A 23150-nucleotide genomic window follows, 5' to 3' on the forward strand; every position below is an offset into this window, starting at 1 on the left:
CAAGGGCGGGTTCGCTTTCCCACAGGAGTTCCTCATGACGAATCGTATCTCTCGCCTCAAAACTGCACTGTTTGCCAATACCCGTGAAATCTCGCTGGAGCGGGCGCTGCTTTATACCGCCAGCCATCGGCAAACCGAAGGCGAACCGGTGATATTGCGCCGGGCGAAAGCAACAGCGTATATCCTTGAACATGTTGAAATTTCGATTCGTGATGAAGAACTGATTGCCGGTAACCGCACCGTAAAACCGCGCGCCGGGATTATGTCGCCGGAAATGGACCCTTACTGGCTGCTGAAAGAGCTGGATCAATTCCCGACGCGTCCGCAGGACCGCTTTGCTATCAGCGAAGAAGATAAACGTATCTACCGTGAAGAGTTGTTCCCGTACTGGGAAAAACGTTCGATGAAAGATTTCATCAACGGGCAGATGACAGATGAAGTAAAAGCCGCGACCAACACGCAGATTTTCAGCATCAACCAGACGGATAAAGGCCAGGGGCACATTATTATTGATTACCCACGCCTGTTGAATCACGGTCTGGGTGAGCTGGTGGCACAGATGCAGCAACATTGTCAGCAACAGCCGGAGAATCACTTTTATCAGGCCGCGTTGTTACTGCTGGAAGCCTCGCAGAAACACATTTTGCGTTACGCCGAACTGGCGGAAACGATGGCGGCAAACTGCACAGATGCCCAGCGTCGCGAAGAGCTGCTGACTATTGCGGAGATCTCCCGCCATAACGCGCAACATAAGCCGCAGACGTTCTGGCAGGCGTGCCAGTTATTCTGGTACATGAACATCATTCTGCAATACGAATCCAACGCCAGTTCGCTGTCTTTAGGGCGCTTCGACCAGTATATGTTGCCGTTCTATCAGGCATCTTTAACCCAGGGCGAAGATCCGGCGTTCCTGAAAGAACTGCTCGAATCTTTATGGGTGAAATGCAACGACATCGTGCTGTTGCGCTCCACCAGTAGCGCGCGTTATTTCGCCGGTTTCCCGACCGGCTATACCGCACTGCTCGGCGGGTTAACCGAGAACGGACGTAGCGCGGTGAACGTGCTTTCGTTCCTTTGCCTTGACGCCTATCAAAGCGTGCAATTACCGCAACCGAACCTCGGCGTGCGCACTAACGCCTTGATCGACACGCCGTTCCTGATGAAAACCGCCGAAACCATTCGCCTCGGCACCGGTATTCCGCAAATCTTTAACGATGAAGTGGTGGTGCCAGCGTTCCTCAACCGTGGCGTTTCGCTGGAAGATGCGCGCGACTATTCCGTAGTGGGCTGTGTGGAATTATCTATTCCCGGCAGAACCTACGGCTTGCATGACATCGCGATGTTTAATCTGCTGAAAGTGATGGAAATCTGCCTGCATGAAAATGAAGGCAATGCTGCGCTGACTTATGAAGGTTTACTGGAGCAGATCCGCGCCAAGATCAGCCACTACATCACCCTGATGGTTGAGGGCAGCAATATTTGTGATATCGGCCATCGCGACTGGGCACCTGTACCGCTGCTCTCGTCTTTTATCAGCGATTGTCTGGAAAAAGGTCGCGATATTACCGATGGCGGCGCGCGTTATAACTTCTCCGGCGTACAGGGAATTGGTATCGCCAACCTGAGCGATTCTCTCCATGCGTTGAAAGGGATGGTTTTTGAGCAACAGCGTTTAAGTTTTGACGAATTGCTGTCGGTATTAAAAGCCAACTTTGCAACGCCAGAAGGCGAAAAAGTCCGCGCTCGCTTAATTAACCGCTTTGAGAAATACGGTAACGATATCGACGAGGTGGATAACATTAGCGCCGAACTGTTGCGCCACTACTGCAAAGAAGTGGAAAAATACCAGAACCCGCGCGGCGGTTACTTCACGCCGGGATCGTATACCGTTTCTGCTCACGTTCCGTTGGGATCGGTGGTTGGCGCGACGCCAGACGGTCGTTTTGCCGGGGAACAACTGGCAGACGGCGGCTTGTCACCTATGCTGGGTCAGGACGCACAAGGGCCAACGGCGGTACTGAAGTCAGTCAGTAAGCTCGATAATACGCTGCTGTCTAACGGTACGTTGCTGAACGTGAAATTCACTCCGGCGACCCTGGAAGGTGAAGCGGGATTACGCAAACTGGCCGACTTCTTACGGGTGTTTACCCAGCTTAAGTTGCAGCATATTCAGTTTAACGTGGTGAACGCCGACACGTTGCGGGAAGCGCAACAGCGCCCACAAGATTATGCCGGGCTGGTGGTGCGCGTTGCCGGATACAGCGCCTTCTTTGTCGAACTGTCGAAGGAGATCCAGGATGACATCATCCGCCGGACAGCGCATCAGCTGTAACGTTGTGGAAACGCGCCGCGATGATGTGGCGCGCATTTTCAACATTCAGCGTTATTCACTGAATGACGGCGAGGGCATTCGTACGGTGGTCTTTTTTAAAGGCTGTCCGCATCTTTGCCCGTGGTGTGCTAATCCGGAGTCGATCTCCGGCAAAATCCAGACGGTACGCAGAGAGGCGAAATGTCTGCACTGTGCGAAATGTTTGCGTGATGCGGATGAATGCCCCTCCGGGGCGTTTGAACGGATTGGTCGCGATATCAGCCTTGACGCTCTGGAACGGGAAGTGATGAAAGATGACATTTTCTTTCGCACGTCCGGCGGCGGCGTCACGCTTTCTGGCGGCGAAGTGTTAATGCAGGCGGAGTTTGCTACCCGTTTTTTACAGCGACTGCGGCTGTGGGGTGTCTCATGCGCCATTGAAACTGCCGGAGACGCGCCAGCAAGCAAGCTGTTACCGCTGGCGAAATTGTGCGATGAAGTGCTGTTCGATTTAAAAATTATGGACGCGACTCAGGCGCGGGATGTGGTGAAGATGAACCTGCCACGCGTGCTGGAGAATCTGCGTTTGCTGGTGAGTGAGGGTGTCAACGTGATCCCGCGTTTACCGTTGATCCCTGGTTTCACGCTCAGCCGGGAGAATATGCAGCAGGCGCTGGATGTACTGATCCCGCTGAAAATCAGGCAGATCCATCTGTTACCGTTTCATCAGTACGGCGAACCGAAATACCGCCTGCTGGGGAAAACATGGTCGATGAAAGAGGTGCCTGCGCCGTCGTCAGCCGATGTGACAACGATGCGCGAAATGGCAGAACGGGCCGGATTTCAGGTTACCGTGGGAGGTTAAAATGGCATACCTGGTGGCAGTAACCGCCTGCGTAAGCGGCGTGGCGCATACTTATATGGCGGCGGAACGGCTGGAAAAGTTGTGCCAGTTAGAGAAGTGGGGCGTCAGCATTGAAACTCAGGGCGCGCTGGGAACGGAGAATCGTTTAGCGGACGAGGATATCCGTCGGGCGGATGTTGCTCTGTTGATTACGGATATCGAGCTTGCCGGTGCCGAGCGATTTGAACATTGCCGCTATGTGCAATGCAGCATCTACGCATTCCTGCGTGAGCCGCAGCGGGTAATGAGCGCGGTGCGCAAAGTGCTTTCTGCGCCGCAGCAAACCCATCTTATTCTGGAGTAGTCGGTTTTTCTGTCAGTTGGCTGTGGTACTGCCGGCGATATTCCGACGGCGAGTGTTCGGTGTTTTTACGAAACAGACGGCAGAAGTAGTTGCTGTCGACAAAGCCGCAGGCGTGCGCCACTTCTTTTACCTTCAGGTCATAGCCTTTCAATAACGTCTTAGCGTGCTCCAGTCGCGTGTGATTCAGGTATTCGTTAAAACCAATGGCCCCCGTTTTTTGAAACAGGTGCGAGAGATAGTTTGGTGAAATATAGAATGCCTGTGCGACAGATTCGCGGGTAAGCGCGGAGGCATAGCGTTCGTCGATATAATCGCGAATAGCTTCAAATAGTGCCTGGCTGCGTGAGGCGGTCTGGATTTGGCTGCCGAGCAAATCGCGGCAGTGGCTAAGCAGGCTGGCTACGATAAGCCTTGCCGTTTGCTGCTCCTGCGGCTGCATTTGCATTTCATTGAGCGTTTGTAGCAGAAAAGAACCTATGCGTGGGCCGCGTCGGGCGACGTGTTGCTTCGCCAGATTTTGATATTGTTTGCCATCCCATTGCACGACGCTGAAGCCGAGTTGCTGTTTGCCAAACAGCACGCTAAAGGTGGTAGCGGGTGTTTTCCATTGTGGGAAATTCCAGCCACCAGCGGCAACGTACAGCACATCGCCGGGAACTAACGTTGCTCCAGCGCCGGTATCAACAAACTCACCTTCCAGCACAATTTCCAGCCGTGGAAAATCGACCTGATACGCAAGATCGGGCACCGGGCCGTTACTGCTGGCAAAGTAAATCTGGCGCAGGGACAGCGGGCCGTTGATCAGGCGGGAGAGCAGATAGCTGACGTCGTGATACATGTTATTCCCTTAGGTATGTAGACGGGAAAACAGTAACTGGCATTATTAAAAAAGGCCACCTGAAAAGTGTGGCCTGAGGGGAGTTCGATGTAAACATTGCGGCAGTATCGCATCCGGCAAATAGCGCCAGACGCGATACAAAGGTCATCTACTGATTACCCACCTGATCGCCATACGGCAGAGTGTCGTAATCGATCAGCGCGTTTTTCTTGTACGGGTTACCAATCCAGCGGGTAGTTTCTTTGAACTGCGGATTCACCACTGAACGGGTTGGATCGTAACCGTCGTAAGATAAGCCCGCCAAATCTGACCAGGTGTGGATCAGTTCCGCCAGGCTGTATTTACGATCGACATCCTGTGAGAAATCACGGGGATGAGTCGCTTGCCATTTTTCCGACGTCCACAGCAGGAACGGAATGGTGTACATGTGGCGCGTCGGGTTGTCTTCGTTACGCCCCTGAGTTTTGTGCGGCGGCGTGTCGTAAACCTCTTCACCGTGGTCAGAGAAGTAAACCAGGAATCCGTTCGGGTCTGCCGCTTTAAAGTCTTTAATCAGGCTGGCAACCACATGATCGTTATACAGGTTAGCGTTGTCATAATCGTTATATGATTCCAGCTCTTCTGCGCTTAATCCTGGCGGAACATGATCGGTATTGCCATCAAACTTGCCCTGATTTTCCGGGTAGCGGTATTTGTATTTGATATGCGTACCCAGCAGATGAACGATGATCAGTTTCTTCGGCGCAGGGTCATTCAGCACATCCTGGAACGGCTTCAGCACGTTGGTGTCGTATTCACGCGCACTCTGCGTACGTTGCTGGTTCATGTAGTACTGCTTGTCGGTCTGGCGCGAAAATACCGTCAGCATGGTATTGCGGGCGGTCATCGTCTGCTGGTTGGTGATCCAGAAGGTTTTATAACCCGCCTGTTTCATCATGTTCATCAGCGACGGCTGCGTCAGATACAGATCCGGGTTCTTTTCATTGGCAAAGGTCAGCGCCTGTTGCAGGATTTCAATGGTGTACGGACGAGACGTAACTACGTTATTAAACACGGTCAGATTCGGATCGGTTTTATGCAGCGCATCCAGCTCCGGCGTGGTTTCACGCGGATAACCGTACAGACTCATGCGTCCGCGCTGGGTCGACTCGCCAATCACCAGCACTAAAGTGCGCGGTTCGTTACCCGATTCATCTTTGAAATTAGCCAGTGGCGGCAAGGCATTATTTTCATTCAGTAACTTTGTTAGCGAGTTTAGTTGCTGACGATACTGATAATAGCCGGTCAGGAATTGCCACGGTGCGGCAGGCTCCATACGCGAGGCTAGGTTATCCAACGTTTTCTCAAACGGCTTGTTTTTGATAAACGTATTCATGGCGATCGGATGCAGAATCAAGCCATAAAGCAGGGCAAAAGAGACAACATAACGCCACGGCTTTGGAATATAGACCGGGCGCAGGCGTGTCCACAGCAGAACTGCCACCGCCGTATAGGCCAGCGCGATAAGCACAATTTTCAGGCTGAAATACTGGCTTAAATACTCGCTGGCTTCGTTGGTGTTGGTTTCGAACATCACAAACAGAACGCTCTGCGAGAACTCCTGCCCGTAGATGACGTAGTAGCACAGCGCCGCCAGAGAGGCCGTCCATAGCACCACGCCGATCACTGCGGCAATAATTTTAATCCGCTTCGGAAAGAGGAATACCGGGATCAACCACAGCGAGCTGAATAACAGCGAGTCGCGAATGCCGTTGGTGCCACTATAACCACTGATGTAAATAATGGCCTGTAGCAGAGTAGAGAAAAACCAAAAGTAGAGCAGTGCCCAACCCAGGGCTTTCCAGCTAGAAAGGGGTTTAGCCTGGACTTCTGTGGAATGCATAGTAAGAACCTGTCTTGAAAAAAATATCGCCGAATATAACGACAATTCCTTAAGGATATCTGAAGGTATATTCAGAATTTGAATAAAATGCAGACAGAAATATATTGAAAACGAGGGTGTTAGAACAGAAGTATTTCAGAAAACCCTCGCGCAAAAGCACGAGGGTTTGCAGAAGAGGAAGATTAGCCGGTATTACGCATACCTGCCGCAATCCCGGCAATAGTGACCATTAACGCTTGTTCGACGCGAGGATCCGGTTCCTGGCCTTCTTTTTCTGCCTGGCGGGAGCGGTGCAGCAACTCGGCCTGCAATACGTTCAGCGGGTCGGTGTAAATATTCCGTAGCTGAATAGACTCTGCAATCCACGGCAGATCGGCCATCAGATGGGAATCGTTGGCAATCGCCAGCACCACTTTGATGTCTTCTTCTTGCAGGTTGCGTAACTCTTTACCTAACGGCCACAGTGCTTTGTCTACCAGACGTTGATCATAGTATTCCGCCAACCACAGGTCTGCTTTGGCGAAGACCATCTCCAGCATGCCGAGACGCGTCGAGAAGAATGGCCAATCGCGGCACATGGCTTCCAGCTCGCTCTGTTTGCCATCTTCGACCACTTTTTGCAGCGCCGTACCTGCACCCAGCCAGGCGGGGAGCATCAGGCGGTTTTGCGTCCAGGCAAAAATCCACGGTATGGCGCGCAGCGACTCGACGCCGCCGGTTGGGCGACGTTTCGCCGGACGTGAACCCAACGGCAGTTTGCCCAATTCTTGTTCCGGCGTAGCGGAGCGGAAGTAAGGCACAAAATCTTTGTTTTCACGTACGTAGCCACGGTAGAGATCGCAGGAGATGACTGACAGTTCATCCATAATGCGACGCCAGCTCTCTTTCGGCTCAGGTGGTGGCAGCAGGTTGGCTTCCAGAATCGCCCCGGTGTAAAGCGACAGGCTGCTGACGGTGATTTCTGGCAGACCATATTTAAAGCGGATCATCTCGCCCTGTTCAGTCACGCGCAGGCCACCTTTCAGGCTTCCTGGCGGTTGTGACAGCAGCGCCGCATGGGCAGGTGCGCCGCCGCGACCAATGGAACCGCCGCGACCGTGGAACAACGTCAGCTCAATACCCGCTTTTTCGCAGGTTTTGATTAATGCATCCTGTGCCTGATATTGCGCCCAGGAAGCTGCCATCACGCCCGCATCTTTTGCTGAGTCGGAATAGCCAATCATCACCATCTGTTTGCCCTGAATCAGGCCGCGATACCAGTCGATATTGAGCAGCTGGGTCATGACATCGTTGGCGTTGTTCAGGTCATCGAGGGTTTCAAACAGCGGAGCAACCGGCATCGCAAACCCGATACCCGCTTCTTTCAGCAGCAGGTGGACAGCCAGTACGTCGGACGGCGTTTTCGCCATCGAGATCACGTAGGCGGCAATGGAGCCTTGCGGCGCTTCGGCAATCACCTGGCAGGTATCGAGCACTTCGCGCGTTTCGGCGCTTGGTTGCCAGTTGCGCGGCAGAAGCGGACGTTTGGAGTTCAGTTCGCGGATCAGGAACGCCTGTTTGTCGGCCTCTGACCAGCTTTCGTAGTCGCCGATACCGAGGTAGCGGGTCAGCTCGCCCAGCGCTTCGGTATGGCGGGTGCTCTCCTGACGGATATCAATACGGACCAGCGGTACGCCGAAACATTTCACGCGGCGCAGGGTGTCGAGCAGATCGCCGTTGGCGATAATACCCATGCCACACGCCTGAAGTGACTGGTAGCAAGCGTAGAGCGGTTCCCACAGTTCTTCGTTTTGTGTCAGCAGCCCTTCTGGTTTTGGCAGTTCTTCGCCTTTCAGGCGCGCTTCCAGCCATGCCTGTGTCGCCATCAGGCGAGAACGCAGGTTTTTCATCAGATAGCGATACGGTTCTGCGGCACCTTCTTCGCCAACCAGCGCCAGCAGTTCAGGGGTCGCTTCAACCATCGACAGTTCAGAAACCAGAACCTGAATATCTTTCAGGAACAGATCGGTGGCTTTCCAGCGGCTGAGCAGCAGGACGTGGCGGGTGATATCGGCAGTGACGTTCGGGTTGCCGTCGCGGTCACCGCCCATCCACGAGGTAAAACGTACCGGAACAAATTCGACGGGCAGTTTGTAGCCGAGATTCTCTTCCAGTTGTTCGTTCAGTTCGCGCAGGTAATTCGGTACGCCTTGCCACAGGCTGTTTTCTACTACGGCAAAGCCCCATTTGGCTTCATCTACCGGGCTTGGACGCAGCTTACGGATTTCATCGGTATGCCATGACTGGGCGATCAACTGGCGCAGGCGACGCATCAGCTGGTTGCGTTCGTAGTCAGCGATATCTTTGTTATCGAGCTGTTTTAAACAGGCGTTCACTTCCACCATTTTGTGGATCAGTGTACGACGGGTAATTTCGGTTGGGTGAGCCGTGAGGACCAGTTCCAGCGACAGCGATTCCACTGCTTTTTTGATGGTGTCTTCGCTCAGTTCCGGCTGGTTTTTCAGTTTACGCAGGGTGCGGGCGATCACTTCCGGGTTGCTGGCAGCTTCGCCTTTCGGCGAAATGCTGTGGTATTGCTCGGCGGTGTTGGCCAGGTTCAGGAACTGACTAAACGCACGCGCAACGGGCAGCAGCTCGTCGTTCGACAAATTTTGTAAGGTGGTGAGCAACTCCTGGCGGTTAGCATCATTGCCAGCGCGTGAAGATTTCGACAACTTACGGATAGTTTCTACGCGTTCAAGAATGTGTTCTCCCAACGCATCCTTGATGGTTTCTCCCAGCACTTTGCCGAGCATACTGACATTACTACGCAATGCGGAATATTGTTCGTTCATATTACCCCAGACACCCCATCTTATCGTTTGATAGCCCTGTATCCTTCACGTCGCATTGGCGCGAATATGCTCGGGCTTTGCTTTTCGTCGTCTTTTATAAAGCCACGTAAAAGCGGTGACGTCAAATGCTGCGAAATCGCTTCAGCAAACGAATAAATAGCAGGAATTTACGCCATTAAATTCACGACGCTTTAAATAAGCGTAACTTATGGAAATGTTAAAAAATCGCCATACATAACACCAAAGGTGTAGGTCGGATAAGATGCGCAAGCATCGCATCCGACATTATTGCGGCACCGGAGTTTGGCAACGGTGCCGGATGCGGCGCGAGCGCCTTATCCGGCCTACGTTTTAATGCCAGCAAAAATGGTGAATTACCTGGATAATCAACTCACGGGTGGGTTTAATAAACCGCGTCTCCAGATATTCATCAGGCTGATGAGCTTGATTGATGGAACCCGGACCGAGCACCAGCGTCGGGCATAACGTTTGAATAAACGGCGCTTCGGTACAGTAATTCACCACTTCGGTTTTTGCTCCGAGCAATTTCTCAACCACTTCAACCAGTTGATGATTCGGTGGGCATTCATAGCCAGGGATCGGCGGATGCAGCTCGTCGACCGTCAGACGACCCGGCCAGCGTTCGCTCACCGGAGCCAATGCATCGTTGAGCAAACCATTAAGTTCATTGAGTGTCATGCCAGGCTGCGGACGAATATCCATATGCAACTCACAGCAAGCGCAAATACGGTTAGAAGCGTCGCCACCGTGAATATGCCCGAGGTTGAGCGTAGGGTATGGCACGGTAAATGCTTCGTAGTGATAACGTTCTTTCAGGTTATCGCGCAATTGCAAAATATGCCCGATGGCGTCGTGCATTAGTTCGATAGCGTTAATTCCGCGTGCTGGATCGCTGGAGTGCCCCGACTGGCCCTGAATACGGATGGCGTTAGAGATATGACCTTTATGTGCGCGTACCGGTTGTAGTGACGTCGGTTCGCCAATGATGGCGCAATCCGGGCGCAGGGCGGTAGTTTCGGCAAAATAACGCGCTCCGGCCATACTGGTTTCTTCATCAGCAGTCGCCAGAATGTAGAGCGGTTTTTTCAGTTTCGTGACGTCGACATCGCGTAGCGCATCAAGGATAAACGCAAAAAAGCCTTTCATGTCGGCGGTGCCTAAGCCGTAAAGCTTGCCGTCATGCTCCGTCAGTGTAAACGGATCGCGCGTCCAGCGACCGTCATCAAATGGCACCGTATCGGTATGCCCCGCCAGCAACAAGCCGCCAGCCCCCTGTCCGTAACTGGCCAGCATATTAAATTTGTTGCGAGTTCCTGGAACAGGCTGCACTTCCACATTGAAGCCCAAATCTTTAAACCAGTCCGCCAGCAGAGTGATTAAATCTGCATTGCTTTGATCGAGTGCCTCTTCCGTAGCGCTTATTGAAGGTGTGGCAATCAGAGCGCGGTAAATCTCGATAAATGGCGGTAATTTGTTTTTCATTGTTGACACACCTCTGGTCATGATAGTATCAATATTCATGCAGTATTTATGAATAAAAATACACTAACGTTGAGCGTAATAAAACCCACCAGCCGTAAGGTGAATGTTTTACGTTTAACCTGGCAACCAGACATAAGAAGGTGAATAGCCCCGATGTTGAATACGCTGATTGTGGGTGCCAGCGGCTACGCTGGCGCAGAGCTAGTGACCTATGTAAATCGCCATCCGCATATGAACATAACCGCTTTGACTGTTTCAGCGCAAAGCAATGATGCGGGAAAGTTAATCTCCGATTTGCATCCGCAGCTAAAAGGCATCGTTGAGCTGCCGTTGCAGCCGATGTCGGATATCAGCGAGTTTAGCCCAGGGGTGGACGTAGTGTTTCTCGCCACCGCCCATGAAGTTAGCCACGATTTAGCGCCGCAGTTTCTTGAAGCGGGCTGCGTGGTGTTCGACCTTTCCGGCGCGTTTCGTGTTAACGACGCCACCTTCTATGAAAAATATTACGGCTTTACCCATCAATACCCGGAACTGCTGGAACAGGCAGCCTACGGTCTGGCGGAGTGGTGCGGTAATAAATTAAAAGAAGCGAATTTGATTGCGGTGCCAGGCTGTTATCCGACGGCGGCACAGCTGGCGCTGAAACCGTTGATTGATGCCGATCTTCTTGACCTCAATCAGTGGCCGGTGATCAACGCCACCAGCGGCGTGAGCGGTGCAGGACGTAAGGCAGCGATTTCAAATAGTTTTTGTGAAGTTAGCCTGCAACCGTATGGCGTCTTTACTCATCGCCATCAACCAGAGATCGCCACACACCTCGGTGCTGACGTTATCTTCACCCCACATCTGGGCAATTTCCCGCGCGGCATTCTCGAAACCATTACCTGCCGCCTGAAATCGGGTGTGACCCAGGCGCAAGTCGCGCAAGCGTTACAGCAGGCGTATGCCCATAAACCGCTGGTGCGGCTGTATGACAAAGGCGTTCCGGCGCTGAAAAATGTCGTTGGGCTGCCATTTTGCGATATCGGGTTTGCCGTTCAGGGCGAGCATCTGATTATTGTGGCGACCGAAGACAACTTACTGAAAGGCGCGGCGGCACAAGCGGTACAGTGCGCCAATATTCGTTTCGGCTATGCGGAAACGCAGTCTCTTATTTAAGGGTGCAATGATGAATCCATTAATTATCAAACTGGGCGGCGTACTGCTGGATAGTGAAGAGGCGCTGGAACGTCTGTTTAGCGCATTGGTGAATTATCGTGAGTCACATCAGCGTCCGCTGGTGATTGTGCACGGCGGCGGTTGCGTGGTGGATGAGCTGATGAAAGGGCTGAATCTGCCGGTGAAAAAGAAAAACGGCCTGCGGGTGACGCCTGCTGATCAGATAGACATTATCACCGGAGCACTGGCGGGAACGGCAAATAAAACCCTGTTGGCATGGGCGAAGAAACATCAGATTGCGGCCGTAGGTTTGTTTCTCGGTGACGGCGACAGCGTCAAAGTGACCCAGCTTGATGAAGAGTTAGGTCATGTTGGACTGGCGCAGCCAGGTTCGCCTAAGCTTATCAACTCCTTGCTGGAGAACGGTTATCTGCCGGTGGTCAGCTCCATTGGCGTAACAGACGAAGGGCAACTGATGAACGTCAATGCCGACCAGGCGGCAACGGCGCTGGCGGCAACGCTGGGCGCGGATCTGATTTTGCTCTCCGACGTCAGCGGCATTCTCGACGGCAAAGGGCAACGCATTGCCGAAATGACCGCCGCGAAAGCAGAACAACTGATTGAGCAGGGCATTATTACTGACGGCATGATAGTGAAAGTGAACGCGGCGCTGGATGCGGCCCGCACGCTGGGCCGTCCGGTAGATATCGCTTCTTGGCGTTATGCGGAGCAGCTTCCGGCACTGTTTAACGGTATGCCGATGGGTACGCGGATTTTAGCTTAAGTTTTGTTAGCCGGAGGCGCAGCTTTCCGGCATTGAATTTCAAAATAAGGAAACAGAGTTATGGCACTTTGGGGCGGGCGTTTTACCCAGGCAGCAGATCAACGGTTCAAACAATTCAACGACTCACTGCGCTTTGATTACCGTCTGGCGGAGCAGGATATTGTTGGCTCTGTGGCCTGGTCCAAAGCCTTGGTAACGGTCGGCGTGTTAACCGCAGAAGAGCAGGCGCAACTGGAAGAGGCGCTGAACGTGTTGCTGGAAGATGTTCGCGCCAGGCCACAACAAATCCTTGAAAGCGACGCCGAAGATATCCATAGCTGGGTGGAAGGCAAACTGATCGACAAAGTGGGCCAGTTAGGCAAAAAGCTGCATACCGGGCGTAGCCGTAATGATCAGGTAGCGACTGACCTGAAACTGTGGTGCAAAGATACCGTTAGCGAGTTACTGACGGCTAACCGGCAGCTGCAATCGGCGCTGGTGGAAACCGCACAAAACAATCAGGACGCGGTAATGCCAGGTTACACTCACCTGCAACGCGCCCAGCCGGTGACGTTCGCGCACTGGTGCCTGGCCTATGTTGAGATGCTGGCGCGTGATGAAAGCCGTTTGCAGGATGCGCTTAAGCGTCTGGATGTCAGCCCATTAGGCTGTGGCGCGCTGGCGGGAACGGCCTATGAAATCGACCGTGAACAGTTAGCAGGCTGGCTGGGCTTTGCTTCGGCGACCCGTAACAGTCTGGACAGCGTTTCTGACCGTGACCATGTGTTGGAACTGCTTTCTGCTGCCGCTATCGGCATGGTGCATCTGTCGCGTTTTGCTGAAGATCTGATTTTCTTTAACACCGGCGAAGCGGGGTTTGTGGAGCTTTCGGACCGCGTGACTTCCGGTTCATCATTAATGCCGCAGAAGAAAAACCCGGATGCGCTGGAGCTGATTCGCGGTAAATGCGGCCGGGTGCAGGGTGCGTTAACCGGCATGATGATGACGCTGAAAGGTTTGCCGCTGGCTTACAACAAAGATATGCAGGAAGACAAAGAAGGTCTGTTCGACGCGCTCGATACCTGGCTGGACTGCCTGCATATGGCGGCGCTGGTACTGGACGGCATTCAGGTGAAACGTCCGCGTTGTCAGGAAGCGGCGCAGCAGGGGTATGCGAACGCCACTGAACTGGCGGATTACCTGGTGGCGAAAGGCGTACCTTTCCGCGAGGCGCACCATATTGTGGGTGAAGCGGTGGTGGAAGCCATTCGTCAGGGCAAACCGCTGGAAGATCTGCCACTCAGTGAGTTGCAGAAATTCAGTCAGGTGATTGGCGAAGATGTCTATCCGATTCTGTCGCTACAATCGTGCCTCGAAAAGCGTGCGGCAAAAGGCGGCGTCTCACCGCAGCAGGTGGCGCAGGCGATTGCTTTTGCGCAGGCTCGGTTAGAGTAATTTGTTTATATTGCTCCCCTGAAAATGGGGAGTTTACCACGCCTACAAAGTGCGACACTTCGTAGGCGGATAAGGCGTTTACGCCGCATCAGGCAGAAATTTGTCAGCATTCTGGTGTAATGCCGATCAGTTAAGGATCAGTTGACCGATCCAGTGGCTGTGTAAGAATCCGGAAACGCTCACTTGTTTCCGGATTTTTTTATGCACATTGGACAGGCTCTTGATCTGGTATCCCGTTACGATTCTCTGCGTAACCCACTGACTTCTCTGGGGGATTACCTCGACCCCGAACTCATCTCTCGTTGCCTTGCCGAATCAGGTACTGTAACGCTACGCAAGCGCCGTCTTCCCCTCGAAATGATGGTCTGGTGTATTGTTGGCATGGTGCTTGAGCGTAAAGAACCTCTTCACCAGATTGTGAATCGCCTGGACATCATGCTGCCGGGCAATCGCCCCTTCGTTGCCCCCAGTGCCGTTATTCAGGCCCGCCAGCGCCTGGGAAGTGAGGCTGTCCGCCGCGTGTTCACGAAAACAGCGCAGCTCTGGCATAACGCCACGCCGCATCCGCACTGGTGCGGCCTGACCCTGCTGGCCATCGATGGTGTGTTCTGGCGCACACCGGATACACCAGAGAACGATGCAGCCTTCCCCCGCCAGACACATGCCGGGAACCCGGCGCTCTACCCGCAGGTCAAAATGGTCTGCCAGATGGAACTGACCAGCCATCTGCTGACGGCTGCAGCCTTCGGCACGATGAAGAACAGCGAAAATGAGCTTGCTGAGCAACTTATAGAACAAACCGGCGATAACACTCTGACGTTAATGGATAAAGGTTATTACTCACTGGGACTGTTAAATGGCTGGAGCCTGGCGGGAGAACACCGCCACTGGATGATACCTCTCAGAAAGGGAGCGCAATATGAAGAGCTCAGAAAACTGGGTAAAGGCGATCATCTGGTGAAGCTGAAAACCAGCCCGCAGGCACGAAAAAAGTGGCCGGGACTGGGAAATGAAGTGACAGCCCGCCTGCTGACCGTGACGCGCAAAGGAAAAGTCTGCCATCTGCTGACGTCGATGACGGACGCCATGCGCTTCCCCGGAGGAGAAATGGCGGATCTGTACAGTAATCGCTGGGAAATCGAACTGGGATACAGGGAGATAAAACAGACGATGCAACTGAGCAGGCTGACGCTGAGAAGTAAAAAGCCGGAGCTTGTGGAGCAAGAGCTGTGGGGTGTCTTACTGGCTTATAATCTGGTGAGATATCAGATGATTAAAATGGCGGAACATCTGAAAGGTTACTGGCCGAATCAACTGAGTTTCTCAGAATCATGCGGAATGGTGATGAGAATGCTGATGACATTGCAGGGCGCTTCACCGGGACGTATACCGGAGCTGATGCGCGATCTTGCAAGTATGGGACAACTTGTGAAATTACCGACGAGAAGGGGAAGGGCCTTCCCGAGAGTGGTAAAGGAGAGGCCCTGGAAATACCCCACAGCCCCGAAAAAGAGCCAGTCAGTTGCTTAACTGACTGGCATTACAGCATTCTGGTGACCTTAAATTTAACGCCCAACCAGAACCATTATTTGTCACATTCCTTTTTATTATTGTGTCTTCTTTACCTCCACTCTCACCATGAAAATAATATTTTTAAATACATCAAGCAATACACATTTTAATTAATTGAATATAATTAATTTCTATTTCTGTGCTCATTTTCAATGATTAATGGAGTTTGTTATGTGATTATTTAACGTGTTGTTTTAACAATAATGGTTAATTATTCAGGTGGTTTTTGAGGGTATTTTTTCTCCTCGGTAGAAATTTTTGTTTTTAATGTGATCACGGTTGAATAATCGCTTTTTCTCTCTTGTATGGTAGTAGGCGTAAAATTAGGTTTGAAACGTCTATTTACAACACAGGAGATTGCAATAATGAAAATTATTGCTGCAGATGTTTTTGTTACTTGCCCAGGGCGTAATTTCGTTACGCTTAAAATAACCACTGAAAGCGGACTTTGTGGATTAGGAGATGCCACGTTAAATGGTCGCGAATTGTCGGTCGCTTCTTATCTGAAAGATTATCTTTGTCCACAACTAATTGGCCGCGATGCCAGCCGTATCGAAGATATCTGGCAATTCTTTTATAAAGGTGCTTACTGGCGACGTGGCCCCGTCACGATGTCAGCCATTTCTGCCATTGATATGGCGTTGTGGGATATCAAAGCTAAAGCGGCAAATATGCCATTGTATCAACTGCTTGGTGGTGCTTCTCGTGAAGGCGTGATGGTTTATTGCCACACCACCGGGCGTACGATTGATGAAGTCCTTGAAGACTATGCAAAGCACCAGCAGATGGGCTTTAAGGCGATTCGTGTGCAGTGCGGTGTACCGGGTATGCAAACCACTTATGGCCTGGCGAAGGGCAAAGGACTGGCGTATGAACCGGCAACCAAAGGCCTGTGGCCAGAAGAGCAGTTGTGGTCTTCAGAAAAGTATCTCGATTTTACGCCGAAGTTATTCGAAGCGGTGCGTAATAAGTTCGGTTTTAACGAACATCTGTTGCATGACATGCACCATCGCCTGACCCCCATCGAAGCGGCGCGCTTTGGGAAGAGCATTGAGGATTACCGCCTGTTCTGGATGGAAGATCCGACGCCTGCCGAGAACCAGGAATGTTTTCGTCTGATTCGCCAGCATACCGTGACGCCGATTGCGGTCGGTGAAGTGTTTAACAGTATCTGGGACTGCAAGCAGTTAATCGAAGAGCAGCTGATTGGCTATATTCGCACGACGATCACCCATGCAGGCGGCATTACCGGGATGCGGCGGATTGCCGATTTTGCATCGCTTTATCAGGTACGTACCGGTTCGCATGGCCCTTCAGATTTATCGCCTGTTTGTCATGCGGCGGCGCTGCATTTTGACCTATGGGTACCAAATTTTGGCGTTCAGGAGTACATGGGCTATTCCGAACAAATGCTTGAAGTTTTCCCGTACAGCTGGCGCTTCGAGGAAGGTTATATGCACCCAGGCGATGAACCGGGGCTGGGTATTTCTTTCGATGAGAAACTGGCGGCGAAATATCCGTATGACCCGGAGTATCTCCCCGTCGCACGACTGGAAGATGGCACATTGTTGAACTGGTAATAACGGTTCGCTTAATTATTTTCTGAATAGTCATCAAATCGATTAATTCCGCTCAAGGAGCTAAAAATGGACGTTGATGTGTCAACCAGTGTTGCGGGTAATAAACCGCAACGGATTCGTCGTATTCAGACAGTGACCCTGGTTTTATTATTTATGGCGGGGATCGTTAATTTTCTCGACCGTTCGTCATTGAGCGTGGCAGGCGAAGCGATTCGTGGCGAGTTAGGATTATCGGCGACAGAGTTTGGTGTTTTGCTTTCTGCATTTTCTCTGTCTTATGGTTTTTCACAACTACCTTCCGGTATTTTGCTAGACCGCTTTGGCCCACGAATAGTTTTAGGCGCAGGCTTAATATTCTGGTCATTAATGCAGGCATTAACAGGAATGGTTAATTCTTTTAGCCACTTTATTTTAATGCGTATCGGTCTGGGGGGTAATGCTGCCAACTTACTGATTTAGTGTATGATGGTGATTTTAAGGTGCTTGCGTGGCTTCCATTTCCATCAGATGTCCTTCCTGCTCCGCTACTGAAGGCGTGGTGCGTAACGGCAAAAGCACTGCCGGACATCAGCGCTATCTCTGCTCTCATTGCCGTAAAACATGGCAACTACAGTTCACTTACACCGCCTCTCAGCCCGGTACGCACCAGAAAATCATTGATATGGCCATGAATGGCGTCGGATGTCGCGCCAGTGCACGCATTATGGGCGTTGGCCTCAACACGGTTTTACGTCACTTAAAAAACTCAGGCCGCAGTCGGTAACCTCGCGCATACAACCGGGCAGTGATGTGATTGTCTGCGCTGAAATGGACGAACATTGGGGCTACGTCGGTGCTAAATCACGTCAGCGCTGGCTGTTTTACGCGTATGACAGGATACGGAGGACGGTTGTGGCGCACGTCTTCGGTGAACGCACTCTGGCCACACTGGAGCGTCTTCTGAGCCTGCTGTCGGCCTTTGAGGTCGTGGTATGGATGACGGATGGCTGGCCGCTGTATGAATCACGCCTGAAGGGAAAGCTGCACGTTATCAGCAAGCGTTACACTCAGCGCATTGAGCGACATAATCTGAATCTGAGACAACATCTGGCAAGGCTGGGACGGAAGTCACTGTCGTTCTCAAAATCGGTGGAGCTGCATGACAAGGTCATCGGGCATTATCTGAACATAAAACACTATCAGTAAGTTGGAGTCATTACCCGGTCTGGGTATTGGCGAAGCGCCATTTATGCCTGCGGGAGTAAAGTCGATCACCGACTGGTATGCACAAAAAGAACGCGGCACGGCGCTGGGGATTTTTAACTCATCTACCGTTATCGGTCAGGCTATCGCGCCTCCTGCTCTTGTATTGATGCAGCTGGCATGGGGCTGGCGGACGATGTTCGTTATCATCGGCGTGGCAGGGATTCTGGTTGGGATCTGTTGGTACGCGTGGTATCGCAACCGGGCGCAGTTTGTCCTGACTGACGAAGAACGGACGTATCTCTCCGCGTCGGTTAAACCGCGTCCACAGCTGCAATTTAGCGAGTGGCTGGCGCTGTTTAAGCATCGGACAACCTGGGGGATGATTTTAGGTTTCTCTGGCGTCAATTATACCGGTTGGCTTTACATTGCGTGGTTACCCGGTTATTTGCAAGCCGAACAAGGTTTCAGTCTGGCGAAAACCGGTTGGGTAGCGGCGATTCCTTTCCTCGCGGCGGCGGTCGGGATGTGGGTTAACGGTATTGTGGTCGATCGGCTGGCGAAAAAAGGCTACGACCTGGCGAAGACGCGTAAAACGGCTATTGTCTGCGGTTTGATGATGTCGGCATTAGGCACGTTGCTGGTCGTGCAATCTTCCTCGCCAGCTCAGGCGGTAGCGTTTATCTCAATGGCGCTGTTCTGCGTGCATTTCGCGGGAACGTCTGCATGGGGACTGGTGCAGGTGATGGTGTCAGAAACAAAAGTGGCTTCCATCGCCGGGATTCAAAACTTTGGCAGTTTTGTTTTTGCTTCCTTTGCTCCGATCGTAACCGGTTGGGTAGTGGATACCACACACTCGTTTAATCTGGCGCTGGTTATCGCGGCCTGTGTGACGTTCACCGGGGCGCTGTGTTACTTCTTTATTGTCAAAGATCGCATTGAGTAATCGTTACTATCAGGCTCTCTTGCTGTGGGCCTGTAGAATAAAAAAAAAGCGGATCCTGGAGATCCGCAAAAGTTCACGTTGGCTTTAGTTATTCGAGTTGAGAAACTCTCGAAACGGGCAGTGACTTCAAGGGTTAAAAGAGGTGCCGCTCCGTTTCTGTGAGCAATTATCAGTCAGAATGCTTGATAGGGATAATCGTTCATTGCTATTCTACCTATCGCCATGAACTATCGTGGCGATGGAGGATGGATAATGAATATTCGTGATCTTGAGTACCTGGTGGCATTGGCTGAACACCGCCATTTTCGGCGTGCGGCAGATTCCTGCCACGTTAGCCAGCCGACGCTTAGCGGCCAAATTCGTAAGCTGGAAGATGAGCTGGGCGTGATGTTGCTGGAGCGGACCAGCCGTAAAGTGTTGTTCACCCAGGCGGGAATGCTGCTGGTGGATCAGGCGCGTACCGTGCTGCGTGAGGTGAAAGTCCTTAAAGAGATGGCAAGCCAGCAGGGTGAGACGATGTCCGGACCGCTGCATATTGGTTTGATTCCTACGGTTGGACCATACCTGCTACCGCATATTATCCCGATGCTGCACCAGACATTTCCAAAGCTGGAAATGTATCTGCATGAAGCACAGACCCACCAGTTACTGGCGCAACTGGACAGCGGCAAACTCGATTGCGTGATCCTCGCGCTGGTGAAAGAGAGCGAAGCATTCATTGAAGTGCCGTTGTTTGATGAGCCAATGTTGCTGGCTATCTATGAAGATCACCCGTGGGCGAACCGCGAATGCGTACTGATGGCCGATCTGGCAGGGGAAAAACTGCTGATGCTGGAAGATGGTCACTGTTTGCGCGATCAGGCAATGGGTTTCTGCTTTGAAGCCGGGGCGGATGAAGATACACACTTCCGCGCGACCAGCCTGGAAACTCTGCGCAACATGGTGGCGGCAGGTAGCGGGATCACTTTATTGCCAGCGCTGGCTGTGCCGCCGGAGCGCAAACGCGATGGGGTTGTTTATCTGCCATGCATTAAGCCGGAACCATGCCGCACTATTGGCCTGGTTTATCGTCCTGGCTCACCGCTGCGCAGCCGCTATGAGCAGCTGGCAGAGGCCATCCGCGCAAGAATGGATGGCCATTTCGATAAAGTGTTAAAACAGGCGGTTTAAACCGTTTAACGCAGCTACCCGATAGGCTTCCGCCATCGTCGGGTAGTTAAAGGTGGTGTTGACGAAGTACTCAATAGTGTTGCCGCCACCTTTCTGTTCCATAATCGCCTGACCGATATGAATAATTTCGGCAGCGCGCTCGCCAAAGCAGTGAATACCCAGAATCTCTTTTGTTTCCCGATGGAACAAAATTTTCAGCGTGCCCACGTTCATGCCGACGATTTGTGCACGTGCCAGATGTTTGAACTGGGCGCGGCCCACTTCATACGGCACTTTCATCGCGGTCAGCTGCTGTTCGGTTTTGCCCACAGAGCTGATTTCCGGGATGGTGTAAATGCCGGTAGGGATATCTTCAATCAGATGTGCGGTGGCTTCGCCTTTTACCAGCGCCTGCGCGGCAATGCGCCCCTGGTCATAGGCCGCTGATGCCAGGCTCGGATAACCAATCACGTCGCCCACCGCGTAAACGTGCGGCTGTGCGGTCTGATACATGCTGTTGACCTTCAGCTGTCCGCGACTGTCAGTTTCCAGCCCAATGTTCTGTAACGCCAGCGAATCGGTATTACCGGTACGACCGTTGGCATAGAGCAGGCAGTCAGCTTTCAGTTTTTTACCCGACTTCAGATGCATGATCACACCGTCGTCACAGCTTTCGATCTTCTCGTACTCTTCGTTGTGACGAATCACTACGCCACTGTTCCAGAAGTGGTAGGAGAGAGAATCTGACATCTCTTGATCGAGAAATGCCAGCAGGCGATCGCGGGTGTTGATCAGATCCACTTTTACATCCATACCGCGGAAGATCGACGCATATTCACAGCCGATCACTCCAGCACCATAGATAAGTACATGGCGCGGTTCGTGGTGCATGCTAAGAATTGAGTCGCTGTCGTAAATGCGTGGATGGGTGAAATCAACATCTGTTGGATGATATGGACGAGAGCCGCAGGCAATAACAAATTTTTCAGCGGTTAGTGTTTCAACGCTGCCGTCCGGGCAATCCAGCGCCAACGTATGCTCGTCAACAAAGCGAGCGTTCCCCTGCAATATTTCACAGTGATTACGTTCGTAAAATCCCTGACGCATGCGCGTTTGTTGATTAATCACGTTATCGGCATGGTTAAGGATATCGGCAAAAGAAGAGCGGAGCAGTCGGGAATGGTCGCTGTATAGTGGGTTTTGATTGAATTCTATAATGCGGCTGACGGCGTGACGGAGAGCTTTCGACGGGATGGTGCCCCAGTGGGTGCAACCGCCGCCAACATTTTGATAACGCTCGATAACTGCGACGCGCGCACCTTGCTTAACCAGGCCCATTGCAGCGCCTTCGCCGCCGGGGCCGGAACCTATTACTATGGCATCGTAATCGTAGGAATGTGGCATGGTAGGGCTTACCTGTTCTTATACATAAAAGCAACAGAATGGTAACATTCTATCGCGGGTAAGCCAATTGATCCCCGTCATTTATCTGGCTATATCCTGAGCGGCCTTTGCTTTGTCTGTTTCTTACTTTTGCCCTGACGTTTTATTGGATTTTTATCGACGATACTCTCCGTTTAAGCGGCAGGTTTCCGCTGTACGTAAAAGAACCGGCCAGTAAATATGTTTTATTGCGTTACCGTTCATTCACAATACTGGAGCAATCCAGTATGTTCATTCTCTGGTATAGTGCCAGCAGTACTTTTGGCAAGGATTCAGACATCGTGATGGGCGTAAGAGCGCAACAAAAAGAAAAAACCCGCCGTTCGCTGGTGGAAGCCGCATTTAGCCAATTAAGTGCTGAACGCAGCTTCGCCAGCCTGAGTTTGCGTGAAGTGGCGCGTGAAGCGGGCATTGCTCCCACCTCTTTTTATCGGCATTTCCGCGACGTAGACGAACTGGGTCTGACCATGGTTGATGAGAGCGGTTTAATGCTACGCCAACTCATGCGCCAGGCGCGTCAGCGTATCGCCAAAGGCGGGAGTGTGATCCGTACCTCGGTCTCCACATTTATGGAGTTCATCGGTAATAATCCTAACGCCTTCCGGTTATTATTGCGGGAACGCTCCGGCACCTCCGCTGCGTTTCGTGCCGCCGTTGCGCGTGAAATTCAGCACTTCATTGCGGAACTTGCGGACTATCTGGAACTCGAAAACCATATGCCGCGTGCGTTTACTGAAGCGCAAGCCGAAGCAATGGTGACAATTGTCTTCAGTGCGGGTGCCGAGGCGTTGGACGTCGGCGTCGAACAACGTCGGCAATTAGAAGAGCGACTGGTACTGCAACTGCGAATGATTTCGAAAGGGGCTTATTACTGGTATCGCCGTGAACAAGAGAAAACCGCAATTATTCCGGGAAATGTGAAGGACGAGTAATGAAACAAGCAAATCAAGATAGAGGTACGCTGCTGCTGGCGTTGGTTGCTGGTTTATCGATTAATGGTACTTTCGCAGCGCTGTTTAGCTCCATTGTGCCATTTTCTGTATTCCCGATTATTTCCCTGGTGCTGACGGTTTACTGCCTGCATCAACGTTATCTTAATCGCACCATGTCGGTAGGCTTGCCGGGTCTGGCAGCTGCCTGTTTTATTCTCGGCGTACTGCTGTACAGCACGGTAGTTCGTGCGGAATATCCGGATATCGGCTCTAACTTCTTCCCGGCAGTACTCTCCGTCATTATGGTGTTCTGGATTGGCGCGAAGATGCGTAACCGTAAGCAGGAAGTTGCTGAGTAATCGGTATCATGCCGGATGCTGGCGCATCCGGCATG

Annotated in this window: 18 protein-coding genes, 1 other RNA gene and 3 other annotated features; of the genes, 13 read left to right on the forward strand and 6 right to left on the reverse strand. The window is 52.1% G+C overall.

Annotation, left to right across the window (positions count from 1 at the left end):
• Nucleotides 1-34: 34 nt before the first annotated feature.
• Genes pflD through frwD form a run of 3 tightly spaced genes read left to right on the forward strand, consistent with a single transcriptional unit; the run spans nucleotide 35 to nucleotide 3519 of the window.
• The gene (gene pflD / locus SF4028) at nucleotides 35-2332 is read left to right on the forward strand and encodes a formate acetyltransferase 2 (protein NP_709751.1); all 2298 of its coding nucleotides are present in this window, start codon (nucleotides 35-37) and stop codon (nucleotides 2330-2332) included.
• The gene (gene pflC / locus SF4029; protein NP_709752.2) at nucleotides 2298-3176 is read left to right on the forward strand and encodes a [formate-C-acetyltransferase]-activating enzyme; all 879 of its coding nucleotides are present in this window, start codon (nucleotides 2298-2300) and stop codon (nucleotides 3174-3176) included. Before pflD ends, pflC begins: the two co-directional genes overlap by 35 nt.
• A gap of 1 nt (nucleotide 3177) precedes the next feature.
• Nucleotides 3178-3519 (forward strand): PTS system fructose-like transporter subunit IIB, encoded by a 342-nt coding sequence (gene frwD / locus SF4030; RefSeq protein NP_709753.1) that lies wholly within the window; start codon nucleotides 3178-3180, stop codon nucleotides 3517-3519.
• Here the strand turns inward: frwD and yijO are convergent.
• From yijO to argE, 4 genes are all read right to left on the reverse strand, one after another.
• Nucleotides 3506-4357 (reverse strand): AraC family transcriptional regulator, encoded by an 852-nt coding sequence (yijO, locus tag SF4031; RefSeq protein NP_709754.1) that lies wholly within the window; start codon nucleotides 4355-4357, stop codon nucleotides 3506-3508. The two genes, frwD and yijO, sit on opposite strands and share 14 nt — an antisense overlap.
• A 148-nt stretch (nucleotides 4358-4505) precedes the next feature.
• Nucleotides 4506-6239: a hypothetical protein gene (gene yijP / locus SF4032; RefSeq protein NP_709755.2), complete on the reverse strand. Its 1734-nt coding sequence runs from the start codon at nucleotides 6237-6239 to the stop codon at nucleotides 4506-4508.
• A gap of 182 nt (nucleotides 6240-6421) precedes the next feature.
• The gene (gene ppc, locus SF4033; RefSeq protein NP_709756.1) at nucleotides 6422-9073 is read right to left on the reverse strand and encodes a phosphoenolpyruvate carboxylase; all 2652 of its coding nucleotides are present in this window, start codon (nucleotides 9071-9073) and stop codon (nucleotides 6422-6424) included.
• A 351-nt stretch (nucleotides 9074-9424) separates the two neighbouring features.
• A complete protein-coding gene (argE, locus tag SF4034; protein ID NP_709757.2) occupies nucleotides 9425-10576 on the reverse strand; it encodes an acetylornithine deacetylase in 1152 nt (383 codons plus the stop codon).
• Between the two features lie 153 nt (nucleotides 10577-10729).
• On the opposite strand from argE, the gene argC reads away from it, so the two are divergent.
• The 7 genes from argC to insB all read left to right on the forward strand — a co-directional run bounded on the left by argC (nucleotide 10730) and on the right by insB (nucleotide 18289).
• A complete protein-coding gene (gene argC / locus SF4035; RefSeq protein ID NP_709758.1) occupies nucleotides 10730-11734 on the forward strand; it encodes an N-acetyl-gamma-glutamyl-phosphate reductase in 1005 nt (334 codons plus the stop codon).
• A gap of 10 nt (nucleotides 11735-11744) precedes the next feature.
• Nucleotides 11745-12518: an acetylglutamate kinase gene (argB, locus tag SF4036; RefSeq protein ID NP_709759.2), complete on the forward strand. Its 774-nt coding sequence runs from the start codon at nucleotides 11745-11747 to the stop codon at nucleotides 12516-12518.
• Nucleotides 12519-12578: 60 nt separating this feature from the next.
• The gene (argH, locus tag SF4037; RefSeq protein NP_709760.1) at nucleotides 12579-13952 is read left to right on the forward strand and encodes an argininosuccinate lyase; all 1374 of its coding nucleotides are present in this window, start codon (nucleotides 12579-12581) and stop codon (nucleotides 13950-13952) included.
• 116 nt (nucleotides 13953-14068) lie between these two features.
• Nucleotides 14069-15496 (forward strand) — a mobile genetic element.
• Complete coding sequence (locus SF4038) at nucleotides 14136-15482, forward strand: insertion sequence IS4 transposase InsG (RefSeq protein NP_709761.1); 1347 nt, start codon at nucleotides 14136-14138, stop codon at nucleotides 15480-15482. Its footprint overlaps the feature before it by 1347 nt.
• A gap of 393 nt (nucleotides 15497-15889) precedes the next feature.
• Complete coding sequence (locus tag SF4039) at nucleotides 15890-17104, forward strand: bifunctional D-altronate/D-mannonate dehydratase (RefSeq protein ID NP_709762.1); 1215 nt, start codon at nucleotides 15890-15892, stop codon at nucleotides 17102-17104.
• A gap of 66 nt (nucleotides 17105-17170) precedes the next feature.
• Nucleotides 17171-19232, forward strand: a sequence feature (Similar to Escherichia coli O157:H7 transport protein ref: NP_313343.1 (453 aa). BLAST with identity of 59% in 687 aa. This CDS has been disrupted by insertion. The sequence has been checked and is believed to be correct.).
• Nucleotides 17537-18304, forward strand: a mobile genetic element. (Overlaps the previous feature by 768 nt.)
• The gene (gene insA, locus SF4041; protein ID NP_709763.1) at nucleotides 17592-17867 is read left to right on the forward strand and encodes an insertion element IS1 protein InsA; all 276 of its coding nucleotides are present in this window, start codon (nucleotides 17592-17594) and stop codon (nucleotides 17865-17867) included. Its footprint overlaps the feature before it by 276 nt.
• Entirely contained in the window at nucleotides 17894-18289 is a 396-nt protein-coding gene (insB, locus tag SF4042) for an insertion element IS1 protein InsB (RefSeq protein NP_709764.1), read from the forward strand.
• Before the next feature lie 47 nt (nucleotides 19233-19279).
• On the opposite strand, the gene oxyS is transcribed toward insB, so the two are convergent.
• Nucleotides 19280-19389: non-coding RNA, OxyS RNA (gene oxyS, locus SF4563), on the reverse strand.
• A 95-nt stretch (nucleotides 19390-19484) separates the two neighbouring features.
• Here oxyS and oxyR point away from each other — a divergent pair.
• Nucleotides 19485-20402 carry a DNA-binding transcriptional regulator OxyR gene (gene oxyR / locus SF4043; protein ID NP_709765.1) on the forward strand — a complete coding sequence of 306 codons (918 nt, stop codon included), beginning with the start codon at nucleotides 19485-19487 and terminating at the stop codon, nucleotides 20400-20402.
• On the opposite strand, the gene udhA is transcribed toward oxyR, so the two are convergent.
• Complete coding sequence (gene udhA / locus SF4044) at nucleotides 20385-21719, reverse strand: oxidoreductase (protein NP_709766.4); 1335 nt, start codon at nucleotides 21717-21719, stop codon at nucleotides 20385-20387. The two genes, oxyR and udhA, sit on opposite strands and share 18 nt — an antisense overlap.
• 332 nt (nucleotides 21720-22051) lie before the next feature.
• On the opposite strand from udhA, the gene yijC reads away from it, so the two are divergent.
• A complete protein-coding gene (gene yijC, locus SF4045) occupies nucleotides 22052-22756 on the forward strand; it encodes a DNA-binding transcriptional repressor FabR (protein ID NP_709767.2) in 705 nt (234 codons plus the stop codon).
• A complete protein-coding gene (gene yijD, locus SF4046) occupies nucleotides 22756-23115 on the forward strand; it encodes a hypothetical protein (RefSeq protein NP_709768.1) in 360 nt (119 codons plus the stop codon). The genes yijC and yijD overlap by 1 nt, the downstream gene beginning before the upstream one ends.
• The last annotated feature ends 35 nt before the right edge of the window (nucleotides 23116-23150 follow it).

This window comes from Shigella flexneri 2a str. 301, from assembly GCF_000006925.2.
In the GTDB taxonomy this organism is placed as follows: domain Bacteria; phylum Pseudomonadota; class Gammaproteobacteria; order Enterobacterales; family Enterobacteriaceae; genus ECMA0423.